The sequence below is a fragment of the Ensifer sp. genome (assembly GCF_031989085.1).
In the GTDB taxonomy this organism is placed as follows: domain Bacteria; phylum Pseudomonadota; class Alphaproteobacteria; order Rhizobiales; family Rhizobiaceae; genus Ensifer.
Genome location: NZ_DALZXU010000001.1, coordinates 1,011,696 through 1,027,099, shown reverse-complemented (window position 1 = coordinate 1,027,099; position 15,404 = coordinate 1,011,696). Strand labels below are relative to the sequence as shown.

Genomic DNA, 15,404 nt, shown 5'->3' with positions numbered 1-15,404 from the left:
CAACGATCCGATTGCGGCACGCAAGCGCGTGCGGTCGCAAGCTCAAGCCCTGCTCGTGAAAGCATGACGCGACATCAGGTCGACTGTGGTCCGGTGCCCGGTTGGCAACCCTTGCCGACCAGCGACGGCGATTGAAGATGCAGCCCGCAGGCGCCCGCGCAAACGGGCACCACAGCGCGGGCGCGTTCCGACACAGGATGGCACGCGAGCGTGATTTGCGGGACGACGTCGACGCTCCTATATACACGCAGGAAATCACAGGGAGATCTTCGATGAGAGACACACGGACGCCGAAGGTGATCAAGACGGATGCGGAGTGGCGCGCGCAACTGTCGCCCGAGCAATACCGCATCACCCGCGAGCACGGCACCGAGCGCGCTTTCACCGGCCCGTACCTCGACAACAAGAAGGTCGGCACCTACGAATGCGTCTGTTGCGGCAGGGCGCTGTTTCGCTCCGACAGCAAATTCGATTCCGGCTGCGGCTGGCCGAGCTATTTCGCAGCGATCGACGACCAGGCGATCCGCGAGATCGAGGACCGATCGCATTTCATGGTGCGCACAGAAATCCGCTGCGCCGACTGCGATGCCCATCTCGGCCATGTCTTTCCCGACGGTCCGCCGCCCACGGGGCTGCGCTATTGCCTCAACGGCCACGCAATGACGTTCATCGAGGATTAACGCAAACAGACAGGCGCAGTCGCGGCCCTGGCGCTGTTCCGATAGAAACAGTAGCCCGGTCGCGGATGTGCTATTAATACCGCAACGGACGAGGCAAGTCGGGAGGAGATCCGCATGCGTCGCATTTTGGCTGCATTCGTATTTCTGTTCCCGGCCGCCTTGCCGGCCGCAGCGGACAATGACTGGCACGCCTACGCAAACCCGCGCTTCGGCTATATCCTCGACATCCCGCCCGGCTTCAAACAACAGGGCGAAGCCGACAATGGCGACGGCGTCAGCTTCCATGCCGACGACAACGGCGCCACGCTCGCGGTTTTCGGCAGCGAACTGGTGGCCGGCGATTTTGAAATCGACGTCAATGATCGCATGGCGAGCGAGCGGGAAGACCAGTGGCGGATTTCCTACTCGCGCGTCACCGCAGCCTGGGCGAGTTTTTCGGGCGTGCGCGGCGAAGAGGTGTTTTACACACGCGCGATTGCGCTCTGCGACGGCAGCGCCGCGTATTTCCGTCTCCAGTATCGCAAATCACGGCTGACCAGCTTCGATGGCGTGATTTCGCGCATGGCAGAAGCACTGAGGCCCGCGGAAGGATGTCAGCAGACGCCCGTGGCAGCTGCACCGGTGGCCGCACCGAACTGACCGGCGATCATTCACTCAACTTGAACTGTTGCTCGAAACGCCCGGTGCGAACGGGATCACGATATCGTCGTGCCGGCCAGACAGTTTATGACCGCCGAATAATGCACGGCGGCACCGGTGACGACGAAGCCGTGCCAGATGGCGTTCTGGAAGCGTAGCTTCTCCCAGACATGGAAGATCACGCCGGCGGAATAGATGATGCCGCCGATGAGGATCAGCACCAGTGTCGTTGGCGATAGCGCCGACAGCAGCGGCCCGACGGCAAGCACGCCGCTCCATCCCATCGCGAGATAAAGCAGGATCGCCAAGCGGTCGAAACGACCGGGGAAGAGGCATTTGATCACCACGCCCAGGATTGCGATCGCCCAGATGCCGATCAGCATCGCAAACAGGAAGGGATCCTCCCAGCCGCGCTGCAGGAAGGGCGTATAGGTGGCGGCGATCAGCACGAAGATCGACGAGTGGTCGAAGCGGCGCAGGAACCACTTGGTCCGCGAAACCGGATAGAGATTGTAGAGAAACGAAATCGACAGGGTCGCCAACAGTCCCGCGCCATAAATCGCGGCCGCGGCAAGCTGGCCGGCCGAACTCCAGAGCACCGCGTAGAAAATCAGCGCGGTAACGCCGACGAGTGCCGCGGCAAGGCCAACGCCATGCACGATCCCGTCGGCGATCAGCTCAGATCGATCGTAGTTCCACTTGACGCCGGCGAATTCCACGTGCCCCCACTTCCGACCTTCCTGCGCGTTAAAGCGGCGGTCGACTTTCTTGCTTGCCTTATCCTGCCACAGCCAGACGCCTTGGCAAAGAGCAAGGCGAAGGTGAAAGCATCAACTTTTGCAACGCATTACAACAAAGTCATGACGTGTTTGCGAACCGGGCTCACCCTTGTCTTATGCCCGAACTGCAACCACATTTCGCGAAGATTTGGACAACAAACGCCCCGGAGTGCCCGATGACGACGCTATGCATGCCGCATCCAGACCAGGCCGAACTGTTGACGGAGCTGTGCATGAGGTCCAAGGCCATCTGGGGCTATGACGCAACCTTCATGGCCGCCTGCCGCCCTGCATTGACGGTGACGGCAGACGACTTTCAGCAGTCGGAGCTGCAGATCGCAATACGGCGTGACAGGATCGTCGGCATCGCGCAGGTCCTATGCCACGGCGAGATTGCCGAACTCGACAAGCTGTTCGTCGAGCCCGAGGCTCTCGGTAGCGGCATCGGTCGAAAACTGTTCGATTGGAGCGTGGAGGCAGCCCGGCGCAAGGGCGCGACGATCATGACCATCGATGCCGATCCGGGAGCTGCGGATTTCTACCGCCGCCTCGGCGCGATCGATGACGGCGTCATCGCTTCAACGGTCATCCCGGGACGTTTTCTGCCACGATTGAAGCTCGATCTGGCGGGTGTCCGCGCGGCCTGAGGCAGGCGGCGCGCCGGGAGCACCCGGCCCTAGATCGGGCCTAAGCGATCGTCACTTTGCGCCGGCCGCGACCTCGGCGGCACATTCCTGGCAAAGCGGAGTGTGAGGCACGGCATCGAGCCGCTCGGCGGAAATCGGCAGGCCACAGCGCACGCAGGTTCCGAAGGTTCCGGCCGCTATGCGATCGAGTGCTGCGTCGATCCCGCGGATTTCTTCCTGACCGGCAAGGCCGAGCCCTTCCAGCACCTCATCGTTTTCCCGTTCGGTCACCCGGTCGGGCACGTCCGCATTCATCGGCTCATCGAGATCGTGCTCGATCTTCACCAACCGACCGTAGAGTTCGCGTTTGCGGCTGCTGAGCCGTTCACGAAAGGCGTCAAGCGCAGGCTTGTCCATGGGAAAGCTCCTCGAAGCCGTGGCGTTCGGACGCGCCACGCTCCTGTTCGTGTTTGCTGGCGGCTCAACGATCGACGAGAACGGCGCAGGGGCAATGGCTAACGACCCGGCTGGCGGTCGAGCCGATGAAATAATCGATCAGACCGGGCCGGTGCGAGGCGATGATGACGAGATCGGCATTTTCATCCTTGGCAAGCGCATTGATCGTGCCGGCGGCGCCTCCAGTGCGGATCTCGATACGACCGTTGATCCCGTGCTTGGCCTTCATCGCTTCCAGCGTCTTCAAGGCGTGCTTGCGCGATTCCTCGACCATCTCCAGCGGAAAATCAACGATCATGTAGCCCTGGGCATAGGCGTTCAGATCCTCGACGACATTGAGCAGGATAATCTCGCCCCCTTCATCGATCAGCTTCTCGGCAATGCCGAGCACGCTTTCGCCATGCTCCAACTGATCCATGGCAATCGGGACGATGATCTTCTTGTACATACTGCGCTCCTTTGCGTTGCCTACCCGGATCGCCGCGCCAGATGCGGGGGCAAATCCCTCACTTCCAAGACTGAGCCCAGATGGCTCTTCCGGCATTGATTGAAATCAAATCGAAAGCGCCGCGACCGCATTGCCCTATACAAAAGAGCTAGGGCGACAGGGGCCACTGTCAACGCTCATCGAACACAACATCAAACGACTGACAGTCTTTCGTGAACGCCAGGTTCGGCCCATATTCACCTCACAGTTTCAGCGAAGCTGAGCACGCGGCAGGGCTCCCGGTTTCAGTCCCAAGGAAGCAACACATGACATCCAGCCAGACCATGCAGCCTACCGAGATTGCCGCCGACCATGCCTTGGCGATGCCGGCGCATGTGGACCATTCGCACCTGGTGGTCGCGGACCTGCCGATGGTGTCCACGTGGTATCAACGGATCATGGGGCTGAAACCACTCGAAACGAGCGCCAGCGGCGAGACCCTGGGCGTCGGTGGCCGGCCGCTCTTGACGCTGACCACGTCAGGCGACGCCAGGAAGGCGCCGCGCAATGCGCCCGGTCTTTTCCACACGGCCTTCCTCGTGCCCAACCGCGAGGAACTCGGCCGCTGGCTCGCCCATGCCGCCCACAACAATGTCGGCCTGCAAGGCGCTTCCGATCACCTCGTCAGCGAGGCGATCTACCTCGCCGATCCGGAAGGAAACGGCATCGAGGTCTATCGTGATCGTCCGCGCTCCGAATGGAATTTCAAGCCTGACGGCACCGTCGGCATGGATACGCTGCCGCTGAACCTGCAGGCGCTCTACGACGAGGTACCGAAGGACGAATGGCACGGCATGGCCCAAGGCACCGGCATCGGCCACATTCATCTGCAGGTTTCCGATATTCCCGAGGCGGATGCCTTCTTTCGCGACGTGCTCGGCCTCGGGCTGATGGCGCGCTATCCTGGCGCGAGCTTCTTCGGCTCGGGCAAGTACCATCATCACGTGGCCGCCAATATCTGGAACTCGCGCGGCGCACCGAAGCGCGAGACGCAGATGACGGGTCTTTCGGACTACACGATCCAGTTCAAGGACGCGACGGAACGCGCCAGGGCGGTGGCCAAGCTCGACACGCTGGGCATCGCCGTCGACCGCAACGGCGACACCTACAGTCTCGTCGACCCCTGGGGCATCGGCCTCAAGCTCGCCGCCTGATATCGCCTGGACGTCGTCTTCCTCCCTTCCGGTCTTCCACGGCCTGAGCGGAACACCAATGGCCAATTCAGCCGGCCCGATCGGCCGGCGGAACAATTCGACGGCACGCTGCCTGCTAGCGCCAGGATTGTGATGGCGCGGGCGACCGATGCGCTGCGTCATCACGCCGCTGGAAAGATCCGGGATAACCGATCATTAAACTTGAGTAATACAGTCGTATAATTTATCCGCACCGCCAAGGCGCGCCAGCGCCCGGTGTATGCGGAGTTAATAATATGAAAAACAACACTATTTTAGCGCTTGCTCTTGCAAGCGGCACGATGCTTTCGTCCCCTGCCCTTGCCGTGGACTTCCGGCCGCAGGCCGAAATCGAGGGCGGTTTCTTCAGCGGCGGCTCGGCTGCCAGCGGCGGCTTCTTCCTGCCCTTCCTGCTCGACTCCGGCAATGCCATTTTCATCGATACACGCGGAACGATCGAAAGCGACAAGGTCCGCCAGGGCTCGATCGGCGCCGGTTACCGCTTCCGCGCCAATGATCAGTGGGTCATCGGCGCCTACGGCTACTACGACTATCTGAAGAGCGAATACGGCAACTCCTTCAACCAGGTGTCCTTCGGCCTCGAAGCGCTCAGCGGCGATCTCGAGATGCGCAGCAACCTCTATCTGCCGCTGTCGGGGGCCAAGACGCTCAGCGCCTTCAACGCCGCCTATGTTCGTGACCATGTGCTGGTCATGCAGGAAGGCAAGGAGCGCGGCCGGCGCGGTCTCGACGCCGAAATCGGCGGCCGTCTGCCCGTTTTCGACGAAGGATCCGACGTCCAGCTGAAGGTTTTCGGCGGCAGCTACTGGTATGGCGGCAAGAACCTCGGCGACATGTTCGGCGCCAAGCTGCGCGCCGAGCTGACCTTTTCCGACCTGCCCGGCCTTTCCGAGGGCTCGACCGTCTCGCTCGGCGTGACCGGCACCTATGACAACGAGGACAAGCTCAAGGGCGCCGTGATGGCGCGTCTGCGCATACCGTTCGGCGCGACTGCCAAATCAGGCGATGCCTTCGATCCGATGCTCCAGCGCGTCGAGCGTTCAGCCAAGATCCGCACCCATGCTGGCGCGACCGGCGACGTCGAAGCTGCGCAGTTCGTCGTCAACGGACGCAACACCGGCAAGGTCGTCAACATCTCCTCGGCCAATGGCGATGCGACTGCTATCAACGCACTGATCGCCTCGGCCGGCGCGGATGCTCTCATCCTTGCCGACGGCAATCTCGGCCTCAACCAGTCGCTGACGCTCGGCTCCGGCCAGGCGCTCGTCGGCGGCGGCGGCTCCATTGCCGTGCGCGGCGCCAGAAGCGGCGCCACCACATCCTTCGTCAACCGGGGCGCTGCCACGACGCTGACCGGCTACAACCCGGCGCAGGACGTCGTCACCATGGCGTCCGGCAGCCGCATCGCATCACTGTCGATCCGCGGCGGCCTTGCCGGCATCGCTGCAACCGACGCGGCCAACGTCACCATCGACAATGTCGACATCTCCGCCACGAACCATGACGGCATTCGCTTCACGCGGGTCAACGGCGCGGTGGTGCAAAACAGCCGCATCCACGACCTCTACATCTGCGAGAACAATACGAGCTGCGAGTTCTCGATCTACAGCCCGAACAAGGCTCCATATGCGGCGGTCAGCTCCGTCGGCAGCAACAACGTGACGGTACGCGACACCACGATAGACAAGGTCACCTATGGCGTGTTCGCCGGCGGTGAGTTCAAGAAGATCAGCAGGACCGAACACGAGTTGGTCAGCGCCACGCAGAATGTCACGCTCGACAACGTGACGATCAGCAACTCGCGCCGTGAAGGCGTACTGCTGGTCGCGGGCAAGGGCGTCAAGCTCGACCGCGTGACCGTCGACAACTCCAAGCAGGACCGCGACATGGATCTCGTGGCATTGCAGGGCACGTCCAACGTCCTCATCAACGACATGCGGCTCGTTGGCGGCATCAACGGGCTGATGCTCGTTGCCAGCCCCAATCTCAACGTGGAGACGACGAATGTGAACGTGAAAGGCCTGCAGGTCGACCGCGCGCTCAAGGCCGGCATCTTCTTCAACCCGGTCTCCAACATCTCGTTCCAGGACGTCAGGATCACCAATGCCGGCACCTACGGGGCCCATATCTACGGCGACAGCTGGGGCTTCCTGGGCGGCCCGGTGAGCAACGTCGTATTCAACAACATGTCGGTCGACAATGCCGGCATCGCAGGCCTGCACTTCTCGGGCCCGGCCGAGGACATAAAGGGCAATGTCACGGTGACCAACACGCCGAAGGATTGCGTGCTCGACACCGGCTGGTCGGCCGGAACCATCACCCAGTCGCCGGGCTCGGTGCTGACGGTGAACGGCACCAGGCTGGATCAGGCCAACGCCGCCAGCCGTTGCCGCTAACAGCTGCCGCCACGCCCTCGACCCCGGGGGCGTGGCTTTCTTCGCGGCGCGGCTGCCGCTACCGTGGCCGGCGGCATTCGAAGGTGACGACCTCGTCGCCATCTCTTGGCGCACGACCGAAGTGGTAATTTCCGGAAACGACGAGATCGACATAGCCGGCGGCGCGCAACGTCAGCGCCATTTCCTCGACGCCCCACCAGCGCATGGTGAAGAATTCAAGCTCGCTCGACGCAAGCCTGCCCTCGCGCCACAGCTCGTAGCGCAGGTGCGACACCGTCGTCTGTGCGATGACGTCGGCTTTGACCCGCTGGCTGGTCAAGGTCAGCAGGTCGCCCGCTTCCGTCTGCCAACTCCTGATGGTCGGCTTGATATCGGCCGGAAGATCATGCGGATAGAGGTCGAAGATCAGTCGGCCGCCCGGCCTGAGATGATCGAGGAAACGCGCGAGGATGGCGATTGCGGTTCCATGGTCAGCGATCAGTTGCAGGGAGCCGGCGGGCACGACGATCGCGTCGAAGCGCTCCTCATAGGCGAAGGCCTCGAAGGTCTGCTGCGACAGATCCGCTGCGAGCCCCCGTTCGGCACAATGCGCATGACAATAGCCGAGCATGTCCCGCGAGGCATCGAAGCCTCTGACGTCGAGGCCGGCTTCGAGCAGCGGGATCAAAGCGCGGCCGTTGCCCACGGCAGGCTCGAGGATCGGCCCCGAACACGCCTTCAGCCGCTCGAGATAGTACTCGACGTCGCCAAAGGACTTTCCAATATATTTGTCTAAATTATAAACATGCGAGGCAAGGTTGCCGTAAGTATTGTTCAACATGCATCGGTCCAAGTTGCTGCAATCGACGAAAAACCTATCCTATACAGCAACACGTACCGACTGGATGTCGTGCGCGTGCAACATCTGCCGCACCTGTCATGAGCCGAGGCTCGTCAGAAGCGGGCGGGCCGGATGAACTTTCCGTAGACCCAGCCCTCTTGCCAGCGACCGTTCTGCTGCGGGTCGTGCCAGATCTGGCACCAGGTGGCGCGTACCGCATTGCTCTGCCGTTGCGCCGACCAGCGCGCGATCCGCCGGAGGTCGACGCCGTTCATGCAGCGGCCGGTCATCTGCAGCCTGGTTCCGTTCGGATAGCCGGCGCGCACGGCAGACGAGGAGGATGGCCAGGCGCGCGCGTTGAGCACGTCGTTCCAGGCGACGCCGGAAACCTCCCAGGCAACGAAGGTGCTGGCAGAGGCGATCTCCACCCTCGCGGCAACTCCGACGGCCACCACCGCCAGCGAAATCAGGATCCTTCGAAAGCCGGTCATCACGAACCCCTCCATCAACGATGATCGCAGCATAGTGGCGCAAGGCTGAATTGCGGCTGAACAGGCACGCGATCCGGAAGCGGACGAACGCGTGGATACCATCCGGATGGCCGTCCCCACGATCGGGGACGGCTGAATGCGCTCAGCCGGATACCCGGCAGACGGCACCGACGAGCTTCAGGACGAAGGGACGGACGGCCAGCACGCAAAGGAAGGCGACCGGCATCGCCAGGACATAGGTACCAAGGACACGGCCTGGGTAGCCGGCGTCTATGCCTGTGTTGACGCCGACGATGACGCAGCACATCAGGAACGCCATAATCGCCGACATGAAGAAGGCAAAGACGATGGGGACGGCGCGCGGCGACAGCTTGCGGCTACGCGCCACCCGCAGCGAGGGTATCGTATCTTCCACGAGAAGACCTCCATGGCCTATCCGCAGCGATCATCCGTGCGGGATGGCAGCCACTATACGGAGGGCGCCCCGCGCAGGTAGGCCATTGCAGCCTTGTTCAGAATTAGGCAAAACCATCGAATGCCTATCACCATTCGATGGATGTCATTATGGATACGTTACGCGGCGTCGAGAGTTTCGTCAGGAGCGTCGAGGAAGGCAGCATCGCCGCCGCGGCGCGCAAGCTTGGGATCACGCCGGCCTCTGCGAGCCAGAATATCGCCCGCCTCGAGCGAGCGCTCGGCACGCGCCTGCTCAGCCGCACGACGCGGCAACTGGGCCTGACCGAGAGCGGCCGGATCTATTTCGACCGGGTGCGCAGCGTCGTCCACGATCTCGAACTCGCGGCTGTTGCGGTGGCATCGCTGAACCCGGAGCCTCGGGGATCGCTGAAGATCGCATCCTCAGTCGCCTTCGGCCGCCATGTGGTCGCGCCGCTGGTGCCGTCCTTTGCTGCTCGCCATCCTGAAGTCTCGGTCGAACTCGTCGTCACCGACCGCGAGATCGATCACATCGGCGAAGGCATCGATATCAGCGTGCGCTTCGGGCTGCAGCTGGAGCCGGGCCTGATCGCACGCAAGCTCGCCTCGGTGCCGATGGTCATCTGTGCGGCACCATCCTATGTCGAAAGGCGCGGTTTGCCCGAGCAGCCGGAAGACCTGATCCACCACGACTGCCTCGTCTACCGCTATGCGGGGCACGGGCGGATCTTTCGATGGAGCTTCGTGCGCGACGGGCTTCGCTTCGAACCGGAACTGAAGGCGACGATCGTCAGCAACGACATCGACACGCTGGCGGAAATGGCGATCGCCGGTGCCGGCATCACGCGGCTCGGCGCCTTCATCGCCACGGACCTGATTGCCCGCGGCCTGCTGGTTCCGCTGTTTGGCGGCACACCGTCAGTGGGCGTTGCCAAGGCCGACCACGAGCCATTCGACTTCTACGCCTGCTTCGTCGACCGCCAGGCCGAAACACCGAAGGTACGCGCCTTCATCGAGCACGCCGCACAAAAGCTCAAGGGCCGGTGGTAGCGGTCACGATCGCGCGCCGTCAGGCCGGCATCGCTTGCCCGGCGTTCGCCACGGCTGCTTCCTCTGCAAGCTTTGCCTCGCGGCGGAGCTTGAGCTTGTAGCCGACCTCGACAATCGCGTGGATTGCCGGCACGAACTCCTGCCCAAGCTCGCTCAGCCGGTATTCGACCGAGGGCGGCGATGTCGGCATGATCCGCCGTTCGATCGCGCCCTTTTCTTCCATGTCCTTCAGCCGCGTGCTCAGCACCTTGGCCGATATCCCGGGGATGTCGATCTTCAGCTCGCTGAAGCGGCGAGGACCGCCGCTCAGATACCAGATGATGTTGGGCGCCCAGGCGCCGCCGAGCATGACCATGCACTCGCCCACCGGGCAGCTCGGCGGCAATGCAGCAGCCCTATTCTTTCGAATTTTCAAGCTCATGGGCGAAATTCTCCAGTTACCCCAGGGAAACCGGAAACGTCAGTAACATAAAGTTACCTCATATACAAAAGTTATCGCTTGGGGTTAGGTTCCGCCGTCTTCGACAAAGACCACCGTTGCAAAAGGAATGTGACCATGAAGCTTTACTACGCCCCCGGCGCCTGCTCGCTCTCGCCCCATATCAGCCTGCGTGAAGCCGGCGTCGACTTCGAGATCGTCAAGGTGGACACCGCCACCCACCTTACCGAAAGCGGCGCCGATTTCACGGCGATCAACCCCAAGGGCTATGTGCCGGCGCTGGTGCTGGAGACCGGCGATGTCGTCACCGAAGGTGCGGCCGTCGTGCAGTACATCGCCGACCGCTTTCCGCATGCCGGACTGGCCCCCGCCAACGGCACCCTTGAGCGCACACGCCTGCAGGAGCAGCTGAACTTCATCGCCTCCGAACTGCACAAGGCGTTTTCGCCCCTGTTCAGCAAGACCGCGAGCGCCGACGCCAAGCAGGCCGCGGCAGCACAGGTTACAAAGCGCCTCGCCAACGTCGAGGCGCTGCTGTCGGACGGTCGCGCCCATGTGCTTGGCGAAGCCTTCTCCGTTGCCGACGCCTATCTCTTCACCGTCGTCAACTGGACCAGCGTCACCGGAATTTCGCTCGGTGCCTTCCCCCATCTGACGGCCTATATGCAGCGGGTCGGCCAACGCCCGGCGGTGCAGGCGGCAATGAGGGCCGAAGGGCTGATTGCGGCATGAGCGGCACCCACAGCGATCCGCGCTTCGCAGCCGTCATCGACGTGCTCGGACGTTATTTCGACGGCCTGCATTTCAGCGACACGGCGATCCTTCGCGAGGTCTTTCATCCCAAGGCCCACTATGCCACGGCGACCGGGGGCGAGCTGCTCGAACTCGACATGAACAGGTACTTCCCCGTTGTCGACAAACGCCCGTCACCGGCAAGCCGCGGCGAAGAGCGCGCCGACAGGATCGTCTCGATCGAGTTTGCCGGACCCGTGACGGCGCTGGCCAAGGTACAATGCGCCATCGGCGAGAAGGCGTTTACCGACTTCCTGTCGCTGATTTTCGTCGACGGCCGCTGGCAGATCATCGCCAAGGTCTTTCATTACGACATTCGACAACAAGGCTAAGGAGCCATCCATGCCCTATGTGAACATCAAGATCACCCGCGAAGGCGCGACCCGCGAACAGAAGGCCGCACTCATCAAGGGCGTCACCGATCTGCTCGTTACCGTGCTCGACAAGAACCCGGCCACCACCTTCGTCGTCATCGACGAAGTGGCCTTCGAAGACTGGGGCGTCGGCGGCCTGCCAGTGGACGAATATCGAAGCCAGGTGAAGGCGAAGGGCTAGCGCCACATCGCATCCGGCCCTGCGCTTGCCATTCCCTCTGCCCAACACAGGGAGAGAAGGAATAGCGGGCAACGGGCCGGACGCGAGACCCTTTCCGCTTGATCGGCGCAGCCGCGCTCTCTATCTCATTGTCTCCCGCCGCAGAAATCCCGGAGACATGCCTTGTCCGTTTTCAAGAACCTGCCCGAAGCCCCCGTTGCCGCCAAAAAGCCGGTGACAGATACGCGCCACGGCATCACCCGCACCGACGACTACGCCTGGCTGCGGGACGACAACTGGCAGGCGATGTTCAAGGATCCCTCGATCCTCGATCCCGAAATCCGCAAGCATCTGGAGGCCGAAAACGCCTACATGAACGCGGCGATGGACGACACCAAGGCGCTGCAGAAGACGCTGTTTGCCGAGATGCGCGGCCGCATCAAGGAAGACGACAGCTCGATTCCGGTGAAGGACGGTCCCTTCGCCTATGGCAGCCTTTATGTCACCGGCGGCGAGCAGCCGCGCTATTTCCGCATTCCGCGCAATGCCGACGGCAAGGATGAGACGATCCGTCAGGTTCTGCTCGACGGCGACAAGGAAGCCGAAGGCAAAGCCTATTTCCGCCTTGCCGGCCTCGATCACTCGACCGATCACGCCCGCGGCCTGTGGGGCTATGACGACAAGGGATCGGAATATTTCACGCTGAAGGTGCGCGATCTGACGACCGGCGAGGATCTTGCCGACGTGATCGAGAACACCGGCGGTGGCGGCGCCTGGGCACCCGACGGCAAGAGCTTCTTCTACACAGTGCTCGACGACAATCATCGCCCGTCGAAGATCTTCCACCACATCGTCGGCACCCCTCAATCCGACGACCGGCTGGTCTATGAGGAGAAGGATCCGGGCTTCTTCATGTCGGTCGGTGGCTCGCTGCTCGACGACGTCATCTACATCGACATCCACGATCACGAGACCAGCGAGTACCGGCTGCTTTCGACCACCGACCTGACTGCCGAGCCGAAGCTCGTCGCCGGCCGCGTCACCGGCCTCGAATACGCGATGACCGAAGGCGGCGACGTCTTCTACATCCTGACCAATGCCGACGGCGCCAAGGATTTCAAGATCATGGAAGCGCCGGTCAATGCGCCGGGCAAGGAGAACTGGCGCGAGCTCGTACCGCACAAGCCCGGCACGCTGATCCTCAGCCATATGGCCTATGCCCGCCATCTCGTCTGGCTGCAACGTCGCGAGGGCCTGCCGGAAATCGTCGTGCGCGACCGCAAGACCGGCGAGGAGCACGCGATCGCCTTTGCCGAGGAGGCCTATTCGCTCGGGCTTTCGGGCGCTGCCGAATACGACACCGACGTCATCCGCTTTTCCTATTCGTCGATGACAACCCCGTCGCAGCTTTTCGACTACGACATGGCGACGCGTGAACGTACCCTCCTGAAGACCCAGGAAGTGCCATCGGGACACAATCCCGACGACTACGTCACCCGCCGCGTTTTCGCGCCGTCGTGGGACGGAACCAAGGTGCCGGTGACGCTGCTTTATCGCAAGGACACTCCGCTCGACGGCTCGGCACCGTGCCTGCTTTATGGCTACGGCGCCTATGGCATCACCATTCCCGCCGGGTTCAACACCAACTGCCTTTCACTGGCAGACCGCGGTTTCGTCTATGCCATCGCCCATATCCGCGGCGGCAAGGACCGGGGCTTTTCGTGGTACGAAGACGGCAAGATGGCCAAGAAGACCAATACCTTCAAGGACTTCGTTGCCGCCGCTGACTATCTGAATCAGGAGAAGTTCACCTCTTACGCGAACATCGTCGCCGAAGGCGGATCGGCCGGCGGCATGCTGATGGGCGCGATCGCCAACATGGCGCCGGAAAAGTTCACCGGCATCATCGCAGCCGTACCCTTCGTCGACGTGCTCAACACGATGCTCGACGACACCCTGCCGCTGACGCCGCCGGAATGGCCGGAGTGGGGCAATCCGATCGACAGCCGCGAATTCTACGACATCATCGCCGGCTACTCGCCCTATGACAATGTCGGGGCCAAGCCCTACCCGGCGATCCTGGCGCTCGGCGGGCTGACGGATCCACGCGTGACCTATTGGGAACCGGCGAAATGGGTGGCGCGCCTGCGCGAAAAGACCACCGGCAGCGAACCGATCCTGATGAAGACCAACATGGACGCCGGTCACGGCGGCGCCTCCGGCCGCTTCCAGCGGCTGGAAGAGATTGCCTTCGAATATGCCTTCGCCATCAAGGTCGCGGGCAGGATGTAAGATCAAGGACGAGACCATGGCCGTTCACGTCGCCCTTCTCCGCGCCATCAATGTCGGCGGTACCGGCAAGCTGGCGATGGCCGATCTCAGAGCGCTCTGCGAGGAGATCGGTTTCGGCGATGTGAAGACCTACATCCAGAGCGGAAACGTGCTGTTCCGCTCGGACTTGCCGGCCCTGGACGCGGCCGCAAGGCTCGAGGCGGCCCTTCGCGAAAAGCTCGGCAAGGCGCCGGGCGTGATGATCCGTGACGCCGGGCAATTGCATTCGATTGCGCAGAATTCGCCCTTCCCCGATGCCAAAGGCAATTTTCTGCATGTCGTCTTCCTGGCGAATGCGGCACCGGCGAACGCCCTCGACGCGCTTGTCGCACCCGATGGCGAAGAGGTGCATGTCGCCGGTCACGAAATCTACATCCACTTTCCAAACGGCGCCGGTCAGTCGAAGCTCAAGCTGCCGGCGCTCAGGACCGGCACGGCGCGCAACCTCAACACCGTGCGCAAACTCGCCGAACTGGCAAAGGCGATGGAAGACGACAAGGGCTGATGTTCACAGCGTCGCCGGCTGGAACAGCAGCCGGACGAAGGTTCGGAAGATCAGCAATTGGGCCGGCAGGTTCTGCGGCTCCTTCAGCGCCTTCGACAGGATGATGCCGCCCTCGATCACCGTCGAAACCATGTCGGCAAGCTGATCTACATCCAGCGGCTCGCGCGGTCGATAGACCTGCATGATATCGCGAAACATCGCTCCGAAACGCCTTCGCCACATCAGCGCAGCCTGCCGGTTGATCTCCTGGATATCGCGATCGAAGGCGCGCTCGTGGCTGCAGATCACCGCAACAAGGCAGCCGGGATGACCGTTCGGCAGGTCGGACAGCAGTTCCGACAGCAGCTTCAGACCGAGCAGAAACGCTTGTAGCGGATCGTCGGATAGCTCGCGCGCACGGCTGAAGATCTCGTCATAAATCCGCTCGTCGTTCTCCACGTAGCGCTCGAGCAGCGCCTTTGCCAGCTCGTTCTTGTCGCGAAAATGGTAGAAGAAACCGCTCTTGGTGATGCCGGTCTCGGCGATCAACTCATCGATCGAGGTTCCGCCAAACCCCTTCGCCAGTACCGAGATTTCGGCGGCGTCCAGGATCTTGGCGCGTGTTTCCTCACCCTTTCGCATTAGCCGGTTCCCTACCGTCGGTACAGTTTTCGCCAACAACTCCACGACCAGCGAGCAGCGCCCGCAGCAAACGAAACAATCAACCCTATGATTTCACTGAGATACTTACGTATATTAACAATAGTATACC

19 protein-coding genes are annotated in these 15,404 nt (G+C 62.2%); 11 read left to right on the top strand and 8 right to left on the bottom strand.

All coding sequences use genetic code 11. The features are described 5' to 3' along the window. Positions 1-272 precede the first annotated feature (272 nt). Positions 273-680 (top strand): peptide-methionine (R)-S-oxide reductase MsrB, encoded by a 408-nt coding sequence (msrB, locus tag RTP54_RS04975; RefSeq protein ID WP_112807206.1) that lies wholly within the window; start codon positions 273-275, stop codon positions 678-680. Between the two features lie 114 nt (positions 681-794). Next, positions 795-1,319, top strand: coding sequence for a hypothetical protein (locus RTP54_RS04970; RefSeq protein ID WP_112807208.1), 525 nt, complete (start codon positions 795-797; stop codon positions 1,317-1,319). Positions 1,320-1,375: 56 nt separating this feature from the next. Here the strand turns inward: RTP54_RS04970 and trhA are convergent, their stop codons facing one another. Continuing rightward, the gene (trhA, locus tag RTP54_RS04965; protein WP_112807210.1) at positions 1,376-2,038 is read right to left on the bottom strand and encodes a PAQR family membrane homeostasis protein TrhA; all 663 of its coding nucleotides are present in this window, start codon (positions 2,036-2,038) and stop codon (positions 1,376-1,378) included. A 293-nt stretch (positions 2,039-2,331) separates the two neighbouring features. Here trhA and RTP54_RS04960 point away from each other — a divergent pair, with 293 nt between their 5' ends. Further along, complete coding sequence (locus RTP54_RS04960; protein ID WP_312361383.1) at positions 2,332-2,745, top strand: GNAT family N-acetyltransferase; 414 nt, start codon at positions 2,332-2,334, stop codon at positions 2,743-2,745. A 51-nt stretch (positions 2,746-2,796) separates the two neighbouring features. Here the strand turns inward: RTP54_RS04960 and RTP54_RS04955 are convergent, their stop codons facing one another. Then, positions 2,797-3,141, bottom strand: coding sequence for a TraR/DksA family transcriptional regulator (locus RTP54_RS04955; protein ID WP_112807214.1), 345 nt, complete (start codon positions 3,139-3,141; stop codon positions 2,797-2,799). Positions 3,142-3,205: 64 nt separating this feature from the next. After that, positions 3,206-3,628, bottom strand: coding sequence for a universal stress protein (locus RTP54_RS04950; RefSeq protein ID WP_112807215.1), 423 nt, complete (start codon positions 3,626-3,628; stop codon positions 3,206-3,208). A gap of 305 nt (positions 3,629-3,933) precedes the next feature. On the opposite strand from RTP54_RS04950, the gene RTP54_RS04945 reads away from it, so the two are divergent. Together RTP54_RS04945 and RTP54_RS04940 are read left to right on the top strand one after the other, a co-directional pair. Then, on the top strand, positions 3,934-4,821 hold the full coding sequence (locus RTP54_RS04945) for a VOC family protein (RefSeq protein ID WP_312361380.1): 888 nt from the start codon (positions 3,934-3,936) through the stop codon (positions 4,819-4,821). Positions 4,822-5,096: 275 nt separating this feature from the next. Continuing rightward, complete coding sequence (locus RTP54_RS04940) at positions 5,097-7,256, top strand: right-handed parallel beta-helix repeat-containing protein (RefSeq protein ID WP_312361379.1); 2,160 nt, start codon at positions 5,097-5,099, stop codon at positions 7,254-7,256. Positions 7,257-7,314: 58 nt separating this feature from the next. On the opposite strand, the gene RTP54_RS04935 is transcribed toward RTP54_RS04940, so the two are convergent. The 3 genes from RTP54_RS04935 to RTP54_RS04925 form a co-directional block, all read right to left on the bottom strand. Beyond that, the gene (locus RTP54_RS04935) at positions 7,315-8,076 is read right to left on the bottom strand and encodes a class I SAM-dependent methyltransferase (protein WP_312361378.1); all 762 of its coding nucleotides are present in this window, start codon (positions 8,074-8,076) and stop codon (positions 7,315-7,317) included. 113 nt (positions 8,077-8,189) lie between these two features. Further along, on the bottom strand, positions 8,190-8,567 hold the full coding sequence (locus tag RTP54_RS04930) for an SH3 domain-containing protein (protein ID WP_312361377.1): 378 nt from the start codon (positions 8,565-8,567) through the stop codon (positions 8,190-8,192). A gap of 142 nt (positions 8,568-8,709) precedes the next feature. Beyond that, complete coding sequence (locus RTP54_RS04925; RefSeq protein WP_312361375.1) at positions 8,710-8,982, bottom strand: DUF2798 domain-containing protein; 273 nt, start codon at positions 8,980-8,982, stop codon at positions 8,710-8,712. A gap of 149 nt (positions 8,983-9,131) precedes the next feature. Here RTP54_RS04925 and RTP54_RS04920 point away from each other — a divergent pair, with 149 nt between their 5' ends. Next, complete coding sequence (locus tag RTP54_RS04920; protein ID WP_162704373.1) at positions 9,132-10,052, top strand: LysR family transcriptional regulator; 921 nt, start codon at positions 9,132-9,134, stop codon at positions 10,050-10,052. A 19-nt stretch (positions 10,053-10,071) separates the two neighbouring features. On the opposite strand, the gene RTP54_RS04915 is transcribed toward RTP54_RS04920, so the two are convergent. Then, positions 10,072-10,473 carry a helix-turn-helix domain-containing protein gene (locus RTP54_RS04915; RefSeq protein WP_312361374.1) on the bottom strand — a complete coding sequence of 134 codons (402 nt, stop codon included), beginning with the start codon at positions 10,471-10,473 and terminating at the stop codon, positions 10,072-10,074. Positions 10,474-10,608: 135 nt separating this feature from the next. Between RTP54_RS04915 and gstA the strand changes: the two genes are divergently transcribed. The 5 genes from gstA (at position 10,609) to RTP54_RS04890 (ending at position 14,653) form a co-directional block, all read left to right on the top strand. Continuing rightward, positions 10,609-11,223: a glutathione transferase GstA gene (gstA, locus tag RTP54_RS04910; RefSeq protein ID WP_312361372.1), complete on the top strand. Its 615-nt coding sequence runs from the start codon at positions 10,609-10,611 to the stop codon at positions 11,221-11,223. Continuing rightward, a complete protein-coding gene (locus tag RTP54_RS04905) occupies positions 11,220-11,615 on the top strand; it encodes a nuclear transport factor 2 family protein (protein ID WP_112817471.1) in 396 nt (131 codons plus the stop codon). The genes gstA and RTP54_RS04905 overlap by 4 nt, the downstream gene beginning before the upstream one ends. Positions 11,616-11,625: 10 nt before the next feature. Then, positions 11,626-11,838 (top strand): tautomerase family protein, encoded by a 213-nt coding sequence (locus RTP54_RS04900; protein WP_112807229.1) that lies wholly within the window; start codon positions 11,626-11,628, stop codon positions 11,836-11,838. A gap of 162 nt (positions 11,839-12,000) precedes the next feature. Then, positions 12,001-14,109: a S9 family peptidase gene (locus RTP54_RS04895; RefSeq protein ID WP_312361371.1), complete on the top strand. Its 2,109-nt coding sequence runs from the start codon at positions 12,001-12,003 to the stop codon at positions 14,107-14,109. Between the two features lie 16 nt (positions 14,110-14,125). Next, complete coding sequence (locus RTP54_RS04890) at positions 14,126-14,653, top strand: DUF1697 domain-containing protein (RefSeq protein ID WP_312361370.1); 528 nt, start codon at positions 14,126-14,128, stop codon at positions 14,651-14,653. Between the two features lie 3 nt (positions 14,654-14,656). Here the strand turns inward: RTP54_RS04890 and RTP54_RS04885 are convergent, their stop codons facing one another. After that, complete coding sequence (locus RTP54_RS04885; RefSeq protein ID WP_112807235.1) at positions 14,657-15,274, bottom strand: TetR/AcrR family transcriptional regulator; 618 nt, start codon at positions 15,272-15,274, stop codon at positions 14,657-14,659. Positions 15,275-15,404: the final 130 nt, after the last annotated feature.

Coding starts and splice junctions, on each gene's coding strand:
- msrB (WP_112807206.1), top strand. CDS start 273: ATGAGAGACACACGGACGCCGAAGGTGATCAAGACGGATGCGGAGTGG.
- RTP54_RS04970 (WP_112807208.1), top strand. CDS start 795: ATGCGTCGCATTTTGGCTGCATTCGTATTTCTGTTCCCGGCCGCCTTG.
- RTP54_RS04960 (WP_312361383.1), top strand. CDS start 2,332: ATGAGGTCCAAGGCCATCTGGGGCTATGACGCAACCTTCATGGCCGCC.
- RTP54_RS04955 (WP_112807214.1), bottom strand. CDS start 3,141: ATGGACAAGCCTGCGCTTGACGCCTTTCGTGAACGGCTCAGCAGCCGC.
- RTP54_RS04950 (WP_112807215.1), bottom strand. CDS start 3,628: ATGTACAAGAAGATCATCGTCCCGATTGCCATGGATCAGTTGGAGCAT.
- RTP54_RS04945 (WP_312361380.1), top strand. CDS start 3,934: ATGACATCCAGCCAGACCATGCAGCCTACCGAGATTGCCGCCGACCAT.
- RTP54_RS04940 (WP_312361379.1), top strand. CDS start 5,097: ATGAAAAACAACACTATTTTAGCGCTTGCTCTTGCAAGCGGCACGATG.
- RTP54_RS04935 (WP_312361378.1), bottom strand. CDS start 8,076: ATGTTGAACAATACTTACGGCAACCTTGCCTCGCATGTTTATAATTTA.
- RTP54_RS04930 (WP_312361377.1), bottom strand. CDS start 8,567: ATGACCGGCTTTCGAAGGATCCTGATTTCGCTGGCGGTGGTGGCCGTC.
- RTP54_RS04920 (WP_162704373.1), top strand. CDS start 9,132: ATGGATACGTTACGCGGCGTCGAGAGTTTCGTCAGGAGCGTCGAGGAA.
- RTP54_RS04915 (WP_312361374.1), bottom strand. CDS start 10,473: ATGAGCTTGAAAATTCGAAAGAATAGGGCTGCTGCATTGCCGCCGAGC.
- gstA (WP_312361372.1), top strand. CDS start 10,609: ATGAAGCTTTACTACGCCCCCGGCGCCTGCTCGCTCTCGCCCCATATC.
- RTP54_RS04905 (WP_112817471.1), top strand. CDS start 11,220: ATGAGCGGCACCCACAGCGATCCGCGCTTCGCAGCCGTCATCGACGTG.
- RTP54_RS04900 (WP_112807229.1), top strand. CDS start 11,626: ATGCCCTATGTGAACATCAAGATCACCCGCGAAGGCGCGACCCGCGAA.
- RTP54_RS04890 (WP_312361370.1), top strand. CDS start 14,126: ATGGCCGTTCACGTCGCCCTTCTCCGCGCCATCAATGTCGGCGGTACC.
- RTP54_RS04885 (WP_112807235.1), bottom strand. CDS start 15,274: ATGCGAAAGGGTGAGGAAACACGCGCCAAGATCCTGGACGCCGCCGAA.